General features: G+C 45.3%; 19 protein-coding genes. 5 read left to right on the top strand and 14 right to left on the bottom strand.

The genetic code is table 11. The features are described 5' to 3' along the window. Positions 1 to 117 precede the first annotated feature (117 nt). Positions 118 to 1,437 (bottom strand): 23S rRNA (uracil(1939)-C(5))-methyltransferase RlmD, encoded by a 1,320-nt coding sequence (rlmD, locus tag R7093_RS09600; protein ID WP_025768846.1) that lies wholly within the window; start codon positions 1,435 to 1,437, stop codon positions 118 to 120. A 192-nt stretch (positions 1,438 to 1,629) separates the two neighbouring features. On the opposite strand from rlmD, the gene barA reads away from it, so the two are divergent. Continuing rightward, positions 1,630 to 4,428 carry a two-component sensor histidine kinase BarA gene (gene barA / locus R7093_RS09595; protein WP_033907441.1) on the top strand — a complete coding sequence of 933 codons (2,799 nt, stop codon included), beginning with the start codon at positions 1,630 to 1,632 and terminating at the stop codon, positions 4,426 to 4,428. A gap of 69 nt (positions 4,429 to 4,497) precedes the next feature. Here barA and acpS read toward each other — a convergent pair whose 3' ends face one another. From acpS to rpoE, 11 genes are all read right to left on the bottom strand, one after another. Continuing rightward, the gene (acpS, locus tag R7093_RS09590; RefSeq protein ID WP_005380927.1) at positions 4,498 to 4,878 is read right to left on the bottom strand and encodes a holo-ACP synthase; all 381 of its coding nucleotides are present in this window, start codon (positions 4,876 to 4,878) and stop codon (positions 4,498 to 4,500) included. A gap of 10 nt (positions 4,879 to 4,888) precedes the next feature. Then, the gene (gene pdxJ / locus R7093_RS09585) at positions 4,889 to 5,623 is read right to left on the bottom strand and encodes a pyridoxine 5'-phosphate synthase (protein WP_318146636.1); all 735 of its coding nucleotides are present in this window, start codon (positions 5,621 to 5,623) and stop codon (positions 4,889 to 4,891) included. Continuing rightward, the gene (recO, locus tag R7093_RS09580) at positions 5,620 to 6,351 is read right to left on the bottom strand and encodes a DNA repair protein RecO (protein WP_006743310.1); all 732 of its coding nucleotides are present in this window, start codon (positions 6,349 to 6,351) and stop codon (positions 5,620 to 5,622) included. The genes pdxJ and recO overlap by 4 nt, the downstream gene beginning before the upstream one ends. Positions 6,352 to 6,466: 115 nt before the next feature. Next, positions 6,467 to 7,429, bottom strand: a complete 963-nt coding sequence (gene era, locus R7093_RS09575) for a GTPase Era (protein WP_005380931.1) — start codon at positions 7,427 to 7,429, stop codon at positions 6,467 to 6,469. After that, entirely contained in the window at positions 7,422 to 8,099 is a 678-nt protein-coding gene (gene rnc, locus R7093_RS09570; protein ID WP_005380932.1) for a ribonuclease III, read from the bottom strand. The genes era and rnc overlap by 8 nt, the downstream gene beginning before the upstream one ends. Before the next feature lie 21 nt (positions 8,100 to 8,120). Beyond that, positions 8,121 to 9,020 (bottom strand): signal peptidase I, encoded by a 900-nt coding sequence (gene lepB / locus R7093_RS09565; protein ID WP_005380933.1) that lies wholly within the window; start codon positions 9,018 to 9,020, stop codon positions 8,121 to 8,123. Between the two features lie 104 nt (positions 9,021 to 9,124). Next, complete coding sequence (gene lepA / locus R7093_RS09560; protein WP_005380934.1) at positions 9,125 to 10,918, bottom strand: translation elongation factor 4; 1,794 nt, start codon at positions 10,916 to 10,918, stop codon at positions 9,125 to 9,127. A 158-nt stretch (positions 10,919 to 11,076) separates the two neighbouring features. Then, complete coding sequence (locus R7093_RS09555; RefSeq protein WP_005384575.1) at positions 11,077 to 11,547, bottom strand: SoxR reducing system RseC family protein; 471 nt, start codon at positions 11,545 to 11,547, stop codon at positions 11,077 to 11,079. A gap of 2 nt (positions 11,548 to 11,549) precedes the next feature. After that, positions 11,550 to 12,509 carry a sigma-E factor regulatory protein RseB gene (gene rseB / locus R7093_RS09550; RefSeq protein ID WP_005380941.1) on the bottom strand — a complete coding sequence of 320 codons (960 nt, stop codon included), beginning with the start codon at positions 12,507 to 12,509 and terminating at the stop codon, positions 11,550 to 11,552. Then, complete coding sequence (locus R7093_RS09545) at positions 12,506 to 13,132, bottom strand: sigma-E factor negative regulatory protein (protein WP_005380944.1); 627 nt, start codon at positions 13,130 to 13,132, stop codon at positions 12,506 to 12,508. The genes rseB and R7093_RS09545 overlap by 4 nt, the downstream gene beginning before the upstream one ends. A gap of 26 nt (positions 13,133 to 13,158) precedes the next feature. Then, positions 13,159 to 13,737, bottom strand: coding sequence for an RNA polymerase sigma factor RpoE (gene rpoE, locus R7093_RS09540; protein ID WP_005380946.1), 579 nt, complete (start codon positions 13,735 to 13,737; stop codon positions 13,159 to 13,161). A gap of 554 nt (positions 13,738 to 14,291) precedes the next feature. On the opposite strand from rpoE, the gene nadB reads away from it, so the two are divergent. Continuing rightward, positions 14,292 to 15,905, top strand: a complete 1,614-nt coding sequence (gene nadB, locus R7093_RS09535) for an L-aspartate oxidase (RefSeq protein WP_005380947.1) — start codon at positions 14,292 to 14,294, stop codon at positions 15,903 to 15,905. Between the two features lie 22 nt (positions 15,906 to 15,927). Here nadB and R7093_RS09530 read toward each other — a convergent pair whose 3' ends face one another. Both R7093_RS09530 and R7093_RS09525 read right to left on the bottom strand, forming a co-directional pair. Then, on the bottom strand, positions 15,928 to 16,389 hold the full coding sequence (locus R7093_RS09530) for a protein YgfX (protein WP_235429224.1): 462 nt from the start codon (positions 16,387 to 16,389) through the stop codon (positions 15,928 to 15,930). Then, on the bottom strand, positions 16,358 to 16,618 hold the full coding sequence (locus tag R7093_RS09525; RefSeq protein WP_005380951.1) for a succinate dehydrogenase assembly factor 2: 261 nt from the start codon (positions 16,616 to 16,618) through the stop codon (positions 16,358 to 16,360). The genes R7093_RS09530 and R7093_RS09525 overlap by 32 nt, the downstream gene beginning before the upstream one ends. 189 nt (positions 16,619 to 16,807) lie before the next feature. Here R7093_RS09525 and ygfZ point away from each other — a divergent pair, with 189 nt between their 5' ends. From ygfZ to R7093_RS09510, 3 genes are all read left to right on the top strand, one after another. Beyond that, positions 16,808 to 17,776 (top strand): tRNA-modifying protein YgfZ, encoded by a 969-nt coding sequence (ygfZ, locus tag R7093_RS09520; RefSeq protein WP_047103180.1) that lies wholly within the window; start codon positions 16,808 to 16,810, stop codon positions 17,774 to 17,776. Continuing rightward, positions 17,769 to 18,242 carry an aminoacyl-tRNA deacylase gene (locus R7093_RS09515; RefSeq protein ID WP_047103194.1) on the top strand — a complete coding sequence of 158 codons (474 nt, stop codon included), beginning with the start codon at positions 17,769 to 17,771 and terminating at the stop codon, positions 18,240 to 18,242. The genes ygfZ and R7093_RS09515 overlap by 8 nt, the downstream gene beginning before the upstream one ends. 639 nt (positions 18,243 to 18,881) lie before the next feature. Then, positions 18,882 to 19,088 carry a DUF1107 domain-containing protein gene (locus R7093_RS09510; RefSeq protein ID WP_005380970.1) on the top strand — a complete coding sequence of 69 codons (207 nt, stop codon included), beginning with the start codon at positions 18,882 to 18,884 and terminating at the stop codon, positions 19,086 to 19,088. Positions 19,089 to 19,135: the final 47 nt, after the last annotated feature.

The following is a 19,135-nucleotide window of genomic DNA, read 5'->3' as shown; positions in this document are numbered from 1 at the left end:
ATCCTAATTATTATATTCGTGTGGTTTGACTAACACCGTCCAGGTTAGTTCTTTTTACCGCGCGTACACGCTGGCTTTATGACCACCCACCACAAATAAGGGGTCAAAGTCCTAAAGTTAGGACTTTTCAAACAATGCCATCGATTCTAGATGACTGGTATGAGGGAACATGTCCAGCATACCTAATTTAGTTAATTTATAGCCTTGCTCTATCAAGCTTTGACTATCCCTAGCAAGGGTAGCAGGATTACAAGAAACATAAACTACACGCTGTGCGCCAAGCTCAGAAACTTGATCGATGATCCCACTCGCTCCCGCGCGTGCCGGGTCTAATAATACTTTATCAAACCGCTCTGCGGCCCAGGCTTGGCCTTCAAAATCTTGCTCAAGGTTAGCGTGATAAAATTGCGCGTTATTGATTTGGTTCAAAGATGCATTGTTTGTGGCTTTTTCTACCATCTCTGCAACACCCTCTACTCCAACCACGTACTTAGCTAATTTCGCAACTGGTAAACTAAAGTTGCCTAAACCACAGAACAAATCTAACACTCGGTCACTCTTTTGTGGGTCTAACCACTCAACCGCTTGTTTGACCATTTGTTGGTTTACACCTTGGTTTACTTGAATAAAGTTATTTGGTGCAAAAGGGATTTTCACTCCAACTTCTTGATAAAAAGGCATATCGCCTTCGATAAGGTCTAATTGTTCTGTCGATGGCATTAAGTACAACGATGCGCCATGACGTTTTGCCAACTCCGTTAGAGATTGAGTTTCACTCGTTGTCAGAGCGCTCAAGTGGCGCAGCGTAATACACGGCCCATTATCACCAAGTACCAGCTCTACATGACCTAATTGTTCCGGCTTTTTGAACGCTTTTAGGGCTGAGTAAATCTCTGGCAGCAAAACATTCAGTTCCGGTGCCAGCACTGGGCAATCGGTCACTTGCGCAATTTGCTTACTCTGCTTTTTACGGAAACCAAAATGTAGCTGACGTGTTTTTTTATCAACAAACAAGCTCACTCTCGCACGGCGACGGTAGGCCTGCGAATATCCCAATAACGGGGCATCTAGTTCAATGTCACTGCCTGAAAATTTTCGCATTAGCTGACGCAACGTTTGCTGTTTGTACGTCAATTGTTGGTCATAATCTAGATGCTGCAAATCACAGCCACCGCACTCATGATAATGTGGGCAAAATGGCTCCACACGAGCTTCACTCGGCTTAAGGATTTTAATCAACTTACCGCGAGCGTATTTGCTCTTTTCTTCCACCAATTGAGTGACCACCTCCTCACCCGGCAGTGCTCCATCAATAAACAATGGCTTCTTTTTGAGGTAAGCAATGCCTGCGCCGTGGTGATCTAAACGCTCTACTTGCACTGCTTGGTGCCGAGTATTGAGTTGGGTTTTCTTTTTCGGTTGAAAGATGCGTGCCATGCTCTATGCCTGATTTATGTGTAATTGCTCTTCGGCTTCACTATTCTTGATTGCAGCCGTTGTGTGATTCGAGTGACTTGATTATGCTTACCGTTTATTCGGTGACGTCACTTCTTTGCTCAAGGCTTTATCGTGCGCTTGAGAAATAATGCGTTATTTTCCCATATCCAGACTCCGATGTAATTAGATAACATGACCAGATATGGCTTACGAGCACGTGTAATTACACTAACTCTCGCTCCCACTCTCATTATTGGTTTATTACTGAGCGGCTTTTTCTCATTTAACCGCTACCAAGACCTTGAGAAACAAGTTATCACCACTGGTAACAGCATTATTGAGCCGCTGGCGATTGCCAGTGAAACTCATCTACTATCAGAAAGCCGAGAGGCGGTACGTCGCTTGATAAGCTACGCGCACCGCAAAAACTCCAAACTGGTTCGTAGTATCGCGGTATTTGATGAACATCATGAGCTCTTTGTGACCTCTAACTTTCATCCTAATTTTGAAGCCTTGATGTTTCCCAAAGATAAACCGATCCCGCAACTGGGTAATTCGGAAATCTACGAAAACTCACTGATATTGCGTGTCCCCATTTTGTCAGAAGGTCACTACTTAGCGGAGTTGTCGAACGAAAGCCAAGGCACAAAAGCGATTGGTTACATCGCCGTCGAGTTAGATCTCTCCTCCTTGAGGCTGCAACAGTATCAAGAAGTCTTCTCTGCTTTTTTAGTTCTGGTTCTCGGTCTTGGCTTAGCAAGTGTGTTTGCTTCACGTCTAATGCACGATGTGACCCAACCTATCACCCACATGAAGAATGTCGTTGACCGCATTCGCCGTGGTCATCTGGATGTGCGTATCGAAGGCAAAATGCACGGTGAGTTAGACCAGCTAAAAAATGGCATCAACGCCATGGCGGTATCGTTATCAGAATATCACGTGGAGATGCAGCACAGTATAGACCAAGCCACGTCCGACTTACGTGAAACGCTTGAGCAGCTAGAAATTCAGAACGTTGAGTTGGATATCGCGAAGAAACGCGCGCAAGAAGCGGCCAGGGTTAAGTCAGAGTTCTTGGCGAACATGTCGCACGAGCTGCGTACTCCGCTCAATGGGGTGATTGGCTTTACTCGTCAAATGCTTAAAACGCAGCTTTCTAACAGCCAAACGGATTACCTACAGACGATTGAGAAATCGGCGAACAACCTGCTGAATATCATCAATGACATTCTCGACTTCTCGAAACTTGAAGCGGGTAAGCTGGCACTCGAAAACATTCCTTTTGATTTCCGAGAAAGTTTAGAAGAGGTAATTAACCTACAAGCCACAAGTGCACATGAGAAAGGGTTAGAAATCACCCTAAAAGTGGACCCTAAAATTCCACCAGGTTTAGTTGGGGATCCACTACGTATCCAGCAAATTTTGACGAACTTAGTCGGTAACTCAATCAAGTTTACCGAGCGAGGCAACATTGATGTTAGCGTAGAAATGCGCTCTCAATCAGGAGACTCCGTCGAACTGCAATTCATGGTGCGTGATACCGGTATTGGTATCTCTGAGCGTCAGCAAGCGCAGTTGTTCCAAGCCTTTAGCCAAGCAGATGCAAGTATTTCACGTCGTTACGGCGGTACTGGTCTTGGTCTGGTTATCACTCAGAAACTGGTGAGCCAGATGGGCGGCGAAATCAGTTTAACCAGCCGTCTACACCAAGGTTCAACCTTCTGGTTTACGGTGCGCTTGCACTCAACTGAGATGCCAATGAGCGAACTGATTGAAGTGGAACTTCTGACTGGGAAGCAGTTACTGCTGATTGAACCAAACATGCAAGCCGCATCCGTAACCCAACAGATTCTAAGTCAGGAGGGTATTTTAGTAACCTACCGCTCTTCGCTACCAAACAACGAAGAACAATATGATTATGTACTGTTGAATTTAGCGGCCAACCAGACTCACGATGCGGAAGTTATTACACCTTGGATAGAACAAGCGAAACGCATGGCTCCGAGTGTTCTCCTAGGGACACCGAGTACCGAATTGGCGCTTGCGGACCAAATAATGACAGAGCATCACGTCCAGTGCCTGACGAAACCATTGTCTCGCCGTAAGTTGCTACAAAGCCTGATTAGCGAACATGTAGAATCGCCACCGGTATTAAGCGCTCCAATTACGCCAAGCGAAGGGGACCGTTTACCTCTCACTGTACTAGCAGTGGATGACAACCCTGCAAACTTGAAGCTGATCTCTGCACTGCTCCGCGAACGAGTAGAAACCGTCACCGCCTGTAGCAATGGCCAGCAAGCGGTGAACCTGGCGACAGAGAAAAAGTACGATTTAATCTTCATGGATATTCAAATGCCACAAATGGATGGGGTGACCGCTTGTAAGCACATTAAAGAGTTGGAGCTAAATAAAGACACGCCAGTGATTGCGGTAACGGCACATGCCATGGCAGGGGAACGAGACCGCTTGCTCTCGGCAGGAATGGATGACTACTTGACCAAACCTATTGAAGAGCATGTGCTACAACAGGTTTTGGTTCACTGGAACCCAAATGCTTGTACAGAGAGCATTGGCAAAGTCGCCCCTTCATACGTTGATGAACCTGAAGGAAGCGCACCACAATCCGTTTCTTCGCCTCAGCAGGATGTGATTATTGATTGGCAAGCAGCCTTGAAACAGAGCGCGAATAAAGAGGATCTCGCTAAAGACATGCTACGCATGTTGATTGAGTTCATCCCTGAAGTAGAAGCAGTCGTTGACCAAGCTCTGGAGCAAGAAGATATCTCTCGTGATGACCTAATTCATGTCATACATAAGCTGCACGGCAGTAGTTCATATTGTGGCGTTCCAAGACTGAAGTCACTCTGTGCGACGCTTGAGCAAGCACTGCGCTCAGGGATCAGTCTTGAGGAGGTTGAGCCTGAAATGTTCGAGCTGCAAGATGAAATGATTAAAGTAACAACAACCGCAAAGTTATACCTTGAACAGTGATCTATTGAAGAGAAACAAAAGCCAGAGCAAATGCTCTGGCTTTTTAGTATTTTGTTTAAGACTTACAAGCTAGGATTCAAAAATGACCGTCGCCACAGCGTAATGACGCTCATCGGAAATGGACAGGTGAATGTGGTTAACACCCATCGCATCCGCTATTTGCTTGGCTGTGCCCGTCAATGCGAGTACTGGTTTTCCAAGCTCATCGTTCGAGATGGAAAAGTCGTGAAACGTGACCCCTTTTGCGATCCCTGTCCCCAATGCTTTTGAGGCAGCCTCTTTAACAGCAAAGCGCTTAGCAAGATAACGACCTTGCAGCTTAAGCTGTGAGAATTTGGCCATTTCTTCTTCTGAAAGAATCCGCTGAGCAAAAGGTTCACCACTACGAGCTAACGCTTTTTCAATACGCTCAATTTCTGCAATGTCGGTCCCTAACCCTATAATCGCCATCTAGATAGCCCTATGACTGGCGAGCCTCAATCATCAATGCTTTCATGTCAGCAACCGCTTTATTTAAACCATCAAATACCGCGCGACCAATGATTGAGTGACCAATGTTGAGTTCGTAAATTTCTGGTAATGTAGCAATTGGTGCGACATTGTGATAAGTCAGGCCATGCCCGGCATTAACAATAATACCTAGATCATGTGCATAACTAGCACCAGCGGCAATCTTCTTCAGTTCAGCTTGTTGCTCGTCTTCTGTCGTCGCATCTGCATAATGGCCAGTATGTAGCTCAATAAACGGAGCGCCACACTTTTTCGCAGCTTCAATCTGTTGACGGTCAGCATCAATAAAGAGCGAAACTTTGATGCCTGCATCTGTCAGCTTTTTCGTCGCAGCTTTAATTTTTTCAAGCTGCCCTACTACATCTAAGCCACCTTCCGTCGTCAGTTCTTCACGCTTTTCAGGCACTAAACACACAAACTCTGGTTTAGTTTGCAGCGCAATCTCAACCATTTCGTCCGTCACTGCCATCTCTAGATTCATACGCGTTTGAATGGTTTCACGCAGAATACGTACATCACGATCCAAAATATGGCGACGGTCTTCACGTAAGTGGATAGTGATACCGTCCGCGCCTGCACGCTCAGCAATTTCAGCAGCGTGAACAGGATCTGGGTATTTTGTACCACGTGCATTACGTAGAGTGGCAATATGGTCGATATTGACGCCTAAATAAATTGAGCTCATTTTCCGTTACTCCGTGCTCTGGGGGTCTGAATGAAAAATTCACGACTTTTTAAAGGTTTGCCGCCAAGATACGGCTTTAAGGCTATACGTGTAAAGCGTTTTGCCGCTTTTAGCTGCTCTTTAGTGACGAACCGCCGCTCACTGATAGCAATCAGTTCATTCCCTAAAAACGTGAGGTTATCGCGCCTAACAGAAGCAATAAACCCTTTCTGTTCCCGGTAACGATAGGTCATTTCTGGGTCGACGGGCTCGCCGGTACCTGCACAATGCAAAAAATCCACGCCATACCCCATCGAAGACAGCAAGGCTAACTCAAAACGACGCAGTGCAGGCTCAGGGTTCTCGTTGTGCGCCAACTCGGTTAACGCATGCAAATAATCATGAAATAGTGCTGGCATCGGCACTTCAGCCATCAAAATACGGCCAATCAGTTCATTGACGTACATGGCTGAGTAGAGATTAATGCCCGTTAACGGCAAACCTAGACTTATCGGCTCGGCTTGACGCAAAGTTTTCATTGAGCCTTTCCCCGACCATTTAAGTAATAGCGGGGTAAAAGGTTGCAATGCGCCTTTTAAGTTCGAACGCTTACTGCGCGCGCCTTTGGCCATTAAAGTCATTCGGCCATATTCCTCACTAAATACATCAAGGATTAAGCTCGATTCACTGTAAGGGCGTCGGTGCAATACAAAACAGCGCTGTAAACCTTCGGAAGACAGATTACTCATCTAAGTCATTGTGCCTAAAAAGTGTGAAATAAAAAATAAGGAGCCGAGCGGCTCCTTATTTTAATCGATACTGATTTTTCATCGATGTTGGAGCGAAGCACCTTCGCAGCCAAGATTATAAATCGTCTATATAACCCAACGATCGCAACGCTCGTTCGTCGTCTGCCCAGCCAGATTTCACTTTTACCCAAGTTTCTAGGTAAACCTTACGACCGAACAATTCTTCCATATCTAAACGCGCTTCGCGACCAATGGTTTTAATCTTCTCGCCACCTTTGCCAATCACCATTTTCTTCTGGCCATTACGCTCAACAAGAATCAAGGCATTGATGTGGAAACCGTCGGTTTCTGGGTTGTAATCAAAACGTTCAATCTCAACCGTTACTGAGTATGGCAGCTCTTCACCAGTAAAGCGCATCAGCTTTTCACGCACAATCTCAGACGCCATAAACCGCTGAGAACGGTCAGTCACGTATTCTTCTGGGAAGTGATGCGTTGCTTTAGGTAAGTGATTACGCACGTGCTTACGTAGTACGTCAATGTTCTTACCTTGCTTGGCAGAGATTGGCACAACATCCACGAAGTCCATCTTCTTCGACATCTCCGCCATGTGTAGCATCACGTCGTTACGATCTTGTACGTTGTCGACTTTGTTTACACAAAGCACAACTGGGAAGTTCGATTTTTGAAGTTTGGTCAGTACCATCTCATCGTCTTTAGTCCAATGCGTACCATCGACTAAGAAGAACACAAGGTTTACATCACTCAATGACGAGTTAGCAGCACGGTTCATCAAACGGTTGATCGCACGCTTTTCTTCAATGTGAAGTCCAGGCGTGTCGACGTAAATCGCTTGGTAATCGCCGTCCGTATCCACACCCATAATACGGTGGCGTGTCGTTTGCGGCTTACGAGAGGTGATCGAAATCTTCTGACCCAAAATCTTGTTCAAAAGTGTCGACTTACCTACGTTTGGACGACCAACAATAGCAATAAAGCCACAGTGTTGGTTTTCTGGCGAGCTTGGCTCACCTTGTGATGCGAAAAACGCATCGATATCGAATTCGTTATCAGCCATTTGTTAATTGCTCAAGTGCTGTTTCAGCAGCCGCTTGTTCTGCCTTGCGGCGGCTGGTGCCTTTACCGATTACAGGCTTATCCACACCTGCTACTTCGCACTCAACCGTGAACTCTTGGTTGTGCGCTTCACCTTTAATATTAGTCACTGTGTAGACAGGCAGCGGTTTTCTTCTGCCTTGTAGGAACTCTTGTAGGCGAGTTTTCGGATCTTTCTGTGAAACGCCTGGTTTAATGGCTTCAAGGCGTGACTGATACCAACTCAGTACAATGCCTCGCACAACTTCAAGATCACTGTCTAGGTAAATTGCGCCAATAATGGCTTCAACCGCATCGGCTAAAATAGAGTCTCGGCGAAAACCGCCACTCTTCAATTCACCTGGACCTAATTTTAAATAATCTCCTAGATCGAATTCACGACCCAGTTCCGCCAATGTATGTCCGCGAACCAAAGTAGCACGCATGCGGCTCATGTCACCTTCGTTCACTTTTGGGAAACGATGGTACAGATCATCAGCGATGACAAAACTTAAAATTGAATCGCCCAGAAACTCAAGACGTTCATTGTGCTTACTGTTGGCGCTGCGGTGCGTCAGCGCCAAATTGATAAGCCCGGCATCTTGAAACTGGTAGCCGAGCTTTCTCTCTAGTTTATCAATTGGAGAATTCATACTCTCTCGATATTTGAATGGTTAGTGAATGCCACCGATGCGGTTAAAACGCACACCAGTTGGAATCCATGAAGGTAGAACACTATCTGCGCCACGATCAAACTCGAAGCTGATCCAGATCGCGACAGCTTTACCGACTAAGTTTGCTTCTGGAACAAAGCCCCAGTAACGGCTGTCAGCACTGTTGTCACGGTTATCACCCATCACAAAATACTGACCTTGTGGTACAACCCACTCTGTCGTTCCGCTGCGTGGGAAATATTGCTCCACGCGGTTACGCACAAGAGGGTTAACCAAAATATTGTGCTCAACGTTACCCAATTTTTCATCCAGTTGGATCATTGGAATACCGTTCGAGCTAAACTGACTTTCTTCAACATTGCTCAGTTTAACTGGCTTACATGCCGATTCGCCTTGGCTTTGCACGCAAAGCTGCTTATCACTTGAATAACGCACGATATCACCAGGTAAACCAACTACACGCTTAATGTAGTCCACACTTGGTTGTGGTGGGTATTTGAATACCACGATATCACCACGCTCAGGCTTACCAGTTTCCACTAGCTGAGTACGCCATACTGGGTCTTTTAGACCGTACGCGTACTTCTCAACTAAAATGAAATCGCCAACCAGCAAGGTAGGCATCATTGAGCCTGATGGGATTTGAAATGGTTCGTAGATAAAAGAACGTAATACTAAAACGAACGCGATCACAGGGAAAATAGAGACGCTATTTTCAACCCACCAAGGCTGACGCTCAACTTTTTGCAAGGTCACTGCATCCAAACCATTAGACGTCTGAGCTTGAATCTCAGCCAGTTTTTCCTGACGCTTTTTCGCGAAAACCAGCTTTTCCAATAGCCAAACCACGCCAGTTACCAAAGTCGCAATAACCAACATCAGTGAGAATGTATTCGCCATTAAATTCCCTTATCTAAAAATACGAAAGTGAAAGAGCCGAAACCCTTTCACTTATTTTAATATCTAACGTCTTAAGACCGACAAGTGTGAGACAAAGTTCAACTTTAGTCTTTACCTACGTGAAGGATGGCTAGGAACGCTTCTTGAGGCAGCTCAACGTTACCGATCTGCTTCATGCGTTTCTTACCTTCTTTCTGTTTCTTCAGAAGTTTCTTCTTACGACTTACGTCACCGCCGTAACATTTCGCAATAACGTTCTTACGCAACTGTTTTACCGTTGAACGAGCGATAATGTGGTTACCAATTGCCGCTTGGATTGCGATATCAAACATTTGGCGAGGGATGAATTCTTTCATCTTCTCTACCAACTGACGACCGCGAGTCTGAGACTGATCTTTGTGTGTGATCATCGCCAATGCATCAACAGTGTCACCGTTAAGAAGAACGTCTACACGTACCATGTTCGAAGCTTCAAAACGCTGGAAGTTGTAATCCAAAGATGCGTAACCGCGTGATGTTGATTTCAGACGATCGAAGAAATCCAGTACCACTTCAGCCATTGGAATATCGTAAGTCACAGCGACTTGGTTACCGTGGTAAACCATATCAACTTGACTGCCTCGCTTTTCAACACACAGTGTGATTACGTTACCTAGGTACTCTGAAGGCACAAGGATGTTACAACGCGCAATCGGTTCACGAATTTCTTCAATATCATTGATCGCTGGTAGTTTTGCTGGGCTATCAACATACAGCAGATCGCCATCCGTCTTCTCAACTTCGTAAACTACCGTTGGTGCTGTGGTAATAAGATCCAAGTCGTATTCACGCTCTAGACGCTCTTGGATGATTTCCATGTGCAACATGCCAAGGAAACCACAACGGAAACCAAAGCCAAGTGCCGCAGAGTTTTCTGGCTCGTAGAATAGCGATGCGTCGTTAAGGCTTAGTTTGCCTAGTGCGTCACGGAAGTTTTCGTAATCGTCGGAAGATACAGGGAACAGACCTGCGTAAACCTGAGGTTTAACTTTCTTAAAGCCTGGTAGCGGTTTATCACAACCATTCTTCGCTAGAGTCAGCGTATCACCAACAGGGGCACCAAGAATGTCTTTGATGCCACAAACAACCCAACCTACTTCACCAGTACGAAGGGTATCGGTATCTACTTGTTTTGGCGTAAAGATACCAAGGCGGTCTACACCCCAAACTTGGCCCGTACTCATCACTTTGATCTTATCGTTCTTCTTCAGTTCGCCGTTTTTAATACGCACTAGAGAAACAACGCCAAGGTAGTTATCAAACCATGAGTCAATGATCAGCGCTTGTAGTGGCGCATCTGGATCACCTTCCGGTGCTGGAATCGCTGACACAATGTTCTCTAGAACGTCATCAACACCAATGCCTGTCTTCGCAGAACAGCGGGTTGCTTCCATTGCATCGATACCAACGATTTCTTCAATTTCTTCCGCTACACGCTCAGGATCGGCTGCTGGTAGGTCAATCTTGTTCAAGATTGGCACAACCTCTAGATCCATTTCGATCGCGGTGTAACAGTTAGCCAGTGTTTGAGCTTCAACACCTTGACCCGCATCCACAACCAATAGCGCACCTTCACAAGCCGCTAGAGAACGTGATACTTCATATGCAAAGTCAACGTGCCCCGGAGTATCGATGAAGTTCAGCTGATACGTCTCACCGTCTTTAGCGGTGTAGTTTAGCGTCACACTCTGAGATTTGATGGTGATGCCACGCTCACGTTCAAGATCCATAGAATCCAGAACCTGTGCGGCCATTTCACGATCGGTTAACCCGCCACAAACTTGGATTAGACGGTCTGATAGGGTCGACTTACCATGGTCGATGTGGGCGATAATCGAAAAGTTACGAATGTGCTTCATAGATTTAGGGTGACTAACTCTTTACAAATAGGGACAGTAAGAAACGCCATCTACTGACGGCATTTCAATCAAGTTGGCAGATTCTACCGAATTTCGTTAACGGGCGCACGTAATTTAAAGTACATACCCAAATAACCTTTAGTGGAGGGGGACAGCACTTACTGGATTGGCTCTCCAAGTACCCGAACGAGGGTAACTTGGCGCTTGGATTCATCTTCTAACGGACGAGAAACACGTTTTGCGATCCACATTCCACCAGCGGCAAACAATACCGATGCCAATATGATGATGCCTTCCCCGCCGGCTGTCAGCGGCGCTAATAGGAAGTGACCAAACATCGCACCGATAATCAAACCAAACAATGGCAGTAAATAAACCGCCATTGCTGATTTTATTAGGCTCGACTCAGGAAAACCAATCTCGACGACTTGACCTATTTTCACCGATTTATCCGTGCGCAGGTGCCAAGATAAACTCTTGTTACCAATGGCTTTAGTAACAACGCCCGTTCCACAGCTTTTCTGTGAAGAGCAACTACTGCAACTGGTCTGCTGTTCGCAACTTAAATCAATTTCGTATTGCTTGCCGCGACGATGCACGTCTGTCACGGTAGCCAACGCGGTCATCATTGTTATTTACTCTTTGTTACATTAAATGTGACTGATTGGGCGATACGCTGTGCTGTGGTCGGTGGAATGTCTCCTACAACAGAGATTTCATGTTGACCGCTCACAAAACTGTGTAGCGTTCTTCTGCCTTGGCGAACCAACTGCCCTTTTAACGAATGCTCATCCTTGTTTGCTACGTAAACAGAGAAGCTAAACAGACCATCAGAATACAGCTGGCTCTCCACCATTTGGTTAGTAACGGCCATACGATAGCGGTTGAGCTCGTTCGGCTCGAAACCCTCAGGGATCCAACCAACCTGCCAATTACTGGTCCCAATATCGCCTTTTGGCATGGTGAGAACAGCAGGTAATTGAACATCTTGCAGGCCACTCATTAACTCTGCGATTTTTGGGTTTACCGTGTAAGAAATAGTGCGATATTGTTCAAGCATTTCACCATCGCGGTCCACAAGGTCGGCACGTAACGGCAATTTACTCTTTTCATCGATCCATAGTACGTATGAATAGCGCAGACCGTCTTTAGGAACAATACGCAGCACTTGTGTTGCCACACCAGCTTCACGAGCTCTGCCCACTTTTACATAGTCGTAATACAAGTTTAGCTCATCGATATTGGTGTTGAGCATAGGCATAGTCGGAGCGACCATTTTACCTGACTCGATGGTGAACGGTTCTAAACCCGTTTCGATATAACTTACTTCAGTTCCGCGACGAATCACTTCACGCACAGGGCCACTTAAGTAGACAAGATGAGCATATTGATCGTCACCATGCGTGGCATGACGATACAGCAACGGCTCAATGCTGTTCTTTTTGATAAGGATATAAGAGAGTTCGTAACTTAAATTCTTACTCGCCTCGCTCATTTGATGCAATAAAGCCTCCGCTGGCTTATCACCAGCAAAGGCTTGAGAAGACATCATACTGAACAGAGCGCAAGCGCTGATCAGAAATTTTTTCATTCAATATCCGGATTCAGATTTGCATCTTGTTGAGATGCATCACTGTTAATTCGTAACTGCAATTCGTAGTCTCGCAGCATAGCATGAACACGCTTGCGCTGCTCTTGCATATTTGCCTCGCCTACAGAACGTTCTACAGACTCACGAGTCAAACTCACTGGTTCTGCGCTGCCAGCAAACGGAACCGTCTGCAATACAGGTAATTGATCTGTTTGCGGCGACATTGAATCGCTACCACCGTACTGCTGTACACCTAAAATAACAACAAGCGATACACATGCAGCAACAGCAACTTGACCAAACTGCGTCAACCAACCTGGCAACTGACGTTTTGCTTTTTGCGGTTCTGGTTGCGACTCTTTTGGCGTATCCGCAATTGAGATAACATTTGCACTGTGCGAATCAAACGCACGGTGTGCAGGTTCATCTTCTAACGCTAACGCCACGCTTTCAGCAATATTCCACTCAGGTTTTGCTGGCGCTTCGCCTCGCATCACATCACCAATCAGGTGATAGTTCTGCCAAGCATCACGGCTCTCTTGGTCTTGCTCTAACTCTTGAATTAAAGCCTTATCGACCAATTCTCCATCCATGAGAGCTGAAAGTTTTTCTTTGTCAGCCATTATTTTCACCATAGTTATTACTTGTACTAGCGTTGCAAAAGAGGTCTGATTTTCTTTTCCACCGCCTCACGAGCACGGAAGATACGCGATCGTACCGTTCCTACCGGGCAATCCATCACTTCTGCAATTTCTTCATAACTCAAGCCATCGAGCTCTCGTAATGTCATTGCGGTTTTTAAATCTTCAGGTAAAGCTTCGATTGCACTGAACACCACCCGTTGCAATTCTTTGGACAACGTTAAGTTCTCAGGGTTCGATATTTCTTTAAGTGCACTACCTGTTTCGTAAAATTCAGCATCTTCAGCATCGACATCTGTCGCTGGAGGTCTACGCCCTTGAGCAACAATGTGATTTTTCGCAGTATTCACTGCAATGCGATACAGCCACGTATAAAACGCACTTTCCCCACGAAAGCTAGGGATAGCTCGGTAAGCTTTAATAAACGCTTCTTGTGCTACATCTGGTACATCGCCAGGATTACTAACGTATCTGGAAATAAGATTACATACCTTATTCTGGTACTTTGTTACCAACAGGTTGAATGCTTGCTTATCGCCATTCTGAACTCGCTCAATCAATACTTGATCGGTCAGCTGCTCGTTCATTCGAGCGGATACTCCTATTTGTTATGCCCCTACTCTTCTCAGATATGGGTACTAATTATGCAAAACGTAGTATTGACACCACTGCTTACTTGAGCACTATTGTGACCCTAACGTGAATGAGAAAGTTCCATGGTTTCTCAAGTTTTTTGTCATTGTTTTTTCACAATGTGATGTCTATACCCAAATGACCACCGCTGCCTGACTTTAGTCTAAGTTTGACAAGCGAGCATCTTGGAGGGAAATGGGTATAATGAATGATCTCTGTCCCAGATTGTGCTGGGTCGGGCATGGAAAAGCAATGGCATTGACAAACTATTACTTTTCATTTGCATGGCTAATGGCTATCTGAACACCGCGTTACAAATTATAACTTAGGAAGCATGCTCATGCTCTGCATGAAAAAGAAGAGTGGCTCAGTCACCGCCGTAACACGGACGTCGATAGGTCTCCCAACTTAGCCCTTAGCGACAGATGTCGCGATAATGGAATGCACATGGTGTGCAAATAATACACAAGGTAACTTTGTTACTTTAGCTTGGGATTATAAAAGTTATATGAACACAAATCGTGAACATGAGTGTGATGTATTAGTGGTAGGGAGTGGCGCGGCAGGTTTGTCGTTGGCTTTGCGCGTTGCTAACCACTGTAAGGTGATGGTGCTGAGTAAAGGACCACGCAGCGAAGGGGCAACCTACTATGCTCAAGGCGGTATCGCTGCCGTATTTGATGAGTCAGACACCATTGATTCACACGTTGAAGACACGCAAATCGCCGGGGATGGTATTTGCGATGAGGAGACCGTAAGGTTCATTGCTGAGCATTCAAAAGAGTGTGTACAGTGGTTGATTGACGGTGGTGTCCCATTTGATCGTGAAGAAGATGACTCTGACGATGAACCTCGCTACCACTTAACTCGTGAAGGTGGTCATAGCCGTCGTCGTATTCTTCACGCGGCAGATGCGACAGGTATGGCGATGCAAACCTCCCTGCAAGATAACGCTCATAACCATCCAAACATTCATGTTCTCGAACGTCACAATGCTCTGGACTTAATCACCGAAGACAAAATTGGCGGTGATAAAAACAAAGTTATCGGTGCTTATATTTGGAACCGCAACGAAGAGCATGTCGAAACCGTGCGAGCCAAATTTGTGGTTCTCGCTACAGGTGGTGCTTCAAAGGTTTATCAATACACCTCTAACCCAGATGTGTCGTCTGGTGATGGTATTGCGATTGCTTGGCGTGCAGGGTGTCGTGTGGCGAATATGGAATTTAACCAGTTCCACCCTACGTGTTTATATCACCCAGAAGCACGTAACTTCTTGCTGACTGAAGCGTTGCGTGGCGAAGGTGCTTACCTGCGTCGTCCAGATGGCTCTCGCTTTATGCCGGATTTCGATGAACGTAAAGAGCTTGCTCCGCGTGACGTCGTGGCTCGTGCTATCGACTTCGAAATGAAGCGTTTAGGTGCCGACTGTATGTATCTCGACATCAGCCATAAGCCTGCTGACTTTATTACGAAACACTTCCCAACCATTTATTCACGTTTGATGGACTTGGGCATTGACATGACTAAAGAGCCAATCCCAATCGTACCTGCTGCACACTACACTTGTGGCGGTGTCATGGTGGATAGAAATGGCTGCACCGATCTGAAAAATTTGTATGCGATTGGTGAAGTTAGCTACACCGGGCTGCATGGTGCTAACCGCATGGCATCAAACTCACTTCTCGAATGCGTGGTTTATGCTTGGTCTGCGGCAAAAGATATTCTAAAACATCACACTAACGTTGAGCTACCTTCACAGGTGCCATGTTGGGATGAAAGCAAAGTAACCAATAGTGATGAAGAAGTGATTATTCAGCACAACTGGCACGAGCTTCGTCTGTTTATGTGGGACTACATGGGCATTGTGCGAACTGACAAGCGTTTAGAGCGCGCCTTACGCCGTATCCAACTGTTGCAACAAGAAACACACGAGTACTACAGCAATTTCCGAGTGTCGAACAACTTATTAGAACTGCGTAACCTTTTACAAGTAGCAGAGTTGATGGTTCGTTGTGCGATGCAGCGTAAAGAGAGTCGAGGTTTGCACTACACGCTTGACTATCCGAACCAACTGGAAAACAGCGGCCCAACGATTTTGGTTCCAGCTAAACAGCTTTAACTTTACCAAGTAAACTATTACATCAGCAGGGAGCATTAGCTCCCTGTTTCATTTCCCATTGGCGTAATACCAAAGATAATTGACGATACTGCTCATCGTCACAGCTATCACGCCAAATCGTAACACTACGGCCAGATTGCAATTGGAATGTTATCTTGAATGGTGATGCCGATGTATCAACTCGCTGTAAATGACCCTTTTCGGACTCAATATCTTCCGAGTATTCGCCACACTCAAGGGCATCAAACCTAACCGAGCCATCGCAGTGCACATACCAATGCCCATGACTTGTAGGTTGAACAAGACTTTGGTTTGAGAAAGCCTTCACAATCAGTAATAACAAATAAGTCGATAATACGAGCGGAATGCTAGAGAGGATAACAGCCCAAGTCATCAATAAGAAAAGTACAACATTGAAGACTCGGGCAGTCAGAGAGGGAGAAGCAGTAAAATTAACGAACTTTGCTGAGGTTATGGGCGACAATTTTATCAACCATTGCTGCATGACCTAAATTTTCGCTACGGCCATGCCCCATTACCCAAGTAAACAGATCAGGATCATCGCATTCAAGTAAAGAAACAAAGTCACGCTGCTCTTGTTCACTCAGAGTATCAAAGCACTCTTCAAAAAACGGCATAATTACTACGTCAAGCTCAAGCATGCCTCGACGACAAGCCCATTTAATACGCGCTTTTTCTTCCGGAGTGTACATTCACTATTCCTTCATAGATGTCTTGTTGTTAGTGCGGAGTGTAACAAGGGATGTGCTACGTCACTAGTGTGCGGGTCACAATACGATAGTGAAAGCAGACAAATGTTGATTCGTAAATCGCTCCCCTAGTATCTCAAGGTTATTTGGGTATAACATAGCGGAAAAATATCTTCAAAAGGCATTGTAATTATGGAATGGCAAACTCGTTTTTCAGCATTACCTCTCTCAACTCAAGACGCACTTCCAGAGTTATCTATCTCACTGCTGGATAACTTCGGCATGATCACCATGATCGGTGACGATAAAAAATCATACTTACAAGGTCAGGTTACCTGCGATGTTGTTTCTTTAGAACAAGACCAATCAACACTGGGCGCACATTGTGATGCAAAAGGAAAAGTGTGGAGCGTGTTCCGCCTTTTCCATCATCATGATGGCTACGGCATGATCCAACCAAAATCGGCGATTGACGTAGAACTTAGTGAAATAAAGAAATACGCTATTTTCTCTAAAGTAACGATTGAAGCTTCTGATGACGTTATCTTAGGCGTTGCTGGCGTCAAAGCCGACGAATTCATTTCAACAATGAGCAAGACAACTGGCAGCGTTCGCCCAGTTAACGGTGGCACAGCAGTACAAGTTGCCCAAGATCGCTGGTTACTGATATTAAGTGCGCCAGAAGCACAGCAAATCGTTGAAACTACCGACGCTGTCTTTACGACAAATGAGCTTTGGAATCGTTTCGATATTAAGGCAGGTTTACCATTTGTCTCTGCATCCGCGCAGAATGCTCACATTCCACAAGCACTTAACGTGCAAGCTTTAGGAGGCATAAGCTTCACAAAGGGCTGCTACACGGGACAAGAAACGGTAGCACGAGCGAAGTATCGCGGTACCAATAAACGTGCGATGTATATCGTAAAAGGTGCAACTTCTGCTCCATTCAGTGACGAACCAATTGAGCTCGAACGCAGCGTAGGTGAAAACTGGCGTTCAGTAGGTGCTTTATTAAATCACTACCAGTTCAGTGACAATCATGCGATTGGCCTGATCGTGCTGCCTAATAATCTCGATGAGGACACTCGTCTTCGTTTGGTTGCGCAACCAGAGTGTGAATGGACAATCGAATCACTGCCTTACAGTCTTGATGATGAGTAATACAATCCATACTCCTTTGATGCAATTTCTCACAGACCAACACATTCCGTTTCGTCTGTTACCGCATCAAAGACCAGCAACCACCATTGAGGATGCCGCGCACCAACGCGGCATTCGCCCTTCTCAAATGGTGAAAGCAATCTTGCTACGAGACATGGGTAATCAATATGCACTCGCCTGTGCGCCAGGTGATCGTAGCGTTGATCCCAAAAAAGTGCGCTCGTTACTGAAATGTCGCCGGATGACTTGTGTTGATCAAGCCGACGTTGAGTCCATCACTGGTTACAAAATTGGTACTGTCACTCCTCTGTTACTCAAACGTCATATGCCAATCGTGTTCGACCCTAGCTTACTAGAAGAACAGGAAGTCACGATCAGCAGTGGCGATCGAATGGCTGGGCTGGCGCTTTCTATTCAAGATCTTATCCAATTGTGCCAGCCGACCGTAGCTGAGATCTGTCGTTAATCGTCTAAAAACAATGTAATAACACGTAGTGTTTCTATCACTGCGTGATCTCGCTCATATCTACAAAAATAGACATTAGAATTTTTAATCACATATAAAACATAAATAGTCACAGGAATAAAACTCGTATATGCTGAATTTGTTGGTTAAGTTTCAAACAAGCACTTAACCGATATAAAGTGAGTCAGCTAGCTGAGTGACAGCATTCATGCAGTTAGTTATCCACTTTTGTGTAATGCATCTGTGACTATTCGCCCGCTGAAGCGGGCTTTTTTTTACGTGGAACTTTTTCTCTTTCATTTCCTCTAATCGTTAGAACGTAAAGTGTGTTACGCGAAGCACGGCCTTAATAGAAACAACTAGCAAACAACCGTTTTCGTTCTATTCTTAATTCTGTAACAAAACTATTGCTTAATGCGTCACGTAAAAAGGAGTGTATTGGCATAAGGGTTCCTTTAGAGAGGTTATTTTTGGGGTAATCCTCACGCTATTTAAGAGATGACACTGTCAAATTGTCTAAGACAACACAATTCTCTGACGCAACACCCTACATCTGTATTTAATACTATTGCTGTCACAATAATTTTCGCGTCCAGAACGTAGAATACCTAGGCTAGGTTAGATAAAAGGAAAGTAAATATGAGACTGTTTAAGCGCTATACACCAAGTATGATTGCTAAACATATAAGTCGTCTTTTTAAAGGAAGAATTTATATTTACGGGGTCGGTAGATTCGAGTTTGATAACGGTAAGTTAATACTGCCGGAGAAAGCAGAGCAACGCCATTTCCGAGCGGTCAAAGAGATCAATCAAGAAATAATGAAACTCCGATGCGCATATGCTTAGCAAAATGTTGATAAAACAAAGGCTGGATTAACCAGCCTTTTGTGTAT

It is taken from the genome of Vibrio sp. 1580, assembly GCF_033340055.1.
Note: the sequence above shows the minus strand (reverse complement) of the source record. Positions and strands in the feature narration are given on the sequence as shown.

Bases quoted from the DNA above. Each gene is read 5' to 3' on its own strand.
- era (WP_005380931.1), bottom strand. From the start codon at position 7,429: ATGGCTGATAACGAATTCGATATCGATGCGTTTTTCGCATCACAAGGT.
- rnc (WP_005380932.1), bottom strand. From the start codon at position 8,099: ATGAATTCTCCAATTGATAAACTAGAGAGAAAGCTCGGCTACCAGTTT.
- rpoE (WP_005380946.1), bottom strand. From the start codon at position 13,737: ATGAACGAGCAGCTGACCGATCAAGTATTGATTGAGCGAGTTCAGAAT.
- pdxJ (WP_318146636.1), bottom strand. From the start codon at position 5,623: ATGAGCTCAATTTATTTAGGCGTCAATATCGACCATATTGCCACTCTA.
- rlmD (WP_025768846.1), bottom strand. From the start codon at position 1,437: ATGGCACGCATCTTTCAACCGAAAAAGAAAACCCAACTCAATACTCGG.
- lepB (WP_005380933.1), bottom strand. From the start codon at position 9,020: ATGGCGAATACATTCTCACTGATGTTGGTTATTGCGACTTTGGTAACT.
- R7093_RS09525 (WP_005380951.1), bottom strand. From the start codon at position 16,618: ATGTACACTCCGGAAGAAAAAGCGCGTATTAAATGGGCTTGTCGTCGA.
- ygfZ (WP_047103180.1), top strand. From the start codon at position 16,808: ATGGAATGGCAAACTCGTTTTTCAGCATTACCTCTCTCAACTCAAGAC.
- R7093_RS09515 (WP_047103194.1), top strand. From the start codon at position 17,769: ATGAGTAATACAATCCATACTCCTTTGATGCAATTTCTCACAGACCAA.
- nadB (WP_005380947.1), top strand. From the start codon at position 14,292: ATGAACACAAATCGTGAACATGAGTGTGATGTATTAGTGGTAGGGAGT.
- recO (WP_006743310.1), bottom strand. From the start codon at position 6,351: ATGAGTAATCTGTCTTCCGAAGGTTTACAGCGCTGTTTTGTATTGCAC.
- R7093_RS09510 (WP_005380970.1), top strand. From the start codon at position 18,882: ATGAGACTGTTTAAGCGCTATACACCAAGTATGATTGCTAAACATATA.
- R7093_RS09555 (WP_005384575.1), bottom strand. From the start codon at position 11,547: ATGATGACCGCGTTGGCTACCGTGACAGACGTGCATCGTCGCGGCAAG.
- barA (WP_033907441.1), top strand. From the start codon at position 1,630: ATGACCAGATATGGCTTACGAGCACGTGTAATTACACTAACTCTCGCT.
- rseB (WP_005380941.1), bottom strand. From the start codon at position 12,509: ATGAAAAAATTTCTGATCAGCGCTTGCGCTCTGTTCAGTATGATGTCT.
- acpS (WP_005380927.1), bottom strand. From the start codon at position 4,878: ATGGCGATTATAGGGTTAGGGACCGACATTGCAGAAATTGAGCGTATT.
- lepA (WP_005380934.1), bottom strand. From the start codon at position 10,918: ATGAAGCACATTCGTAACTTTTCGATTATCGCCCACATCGACCATGGT.
- R7093_RS09545 (WP_005380944.1), bottom strand. From the start codon at position 13,132: ATGGCTGACAAAGAAAAACTTTCAGCTCTCATGGATGGAGAATTGGTC.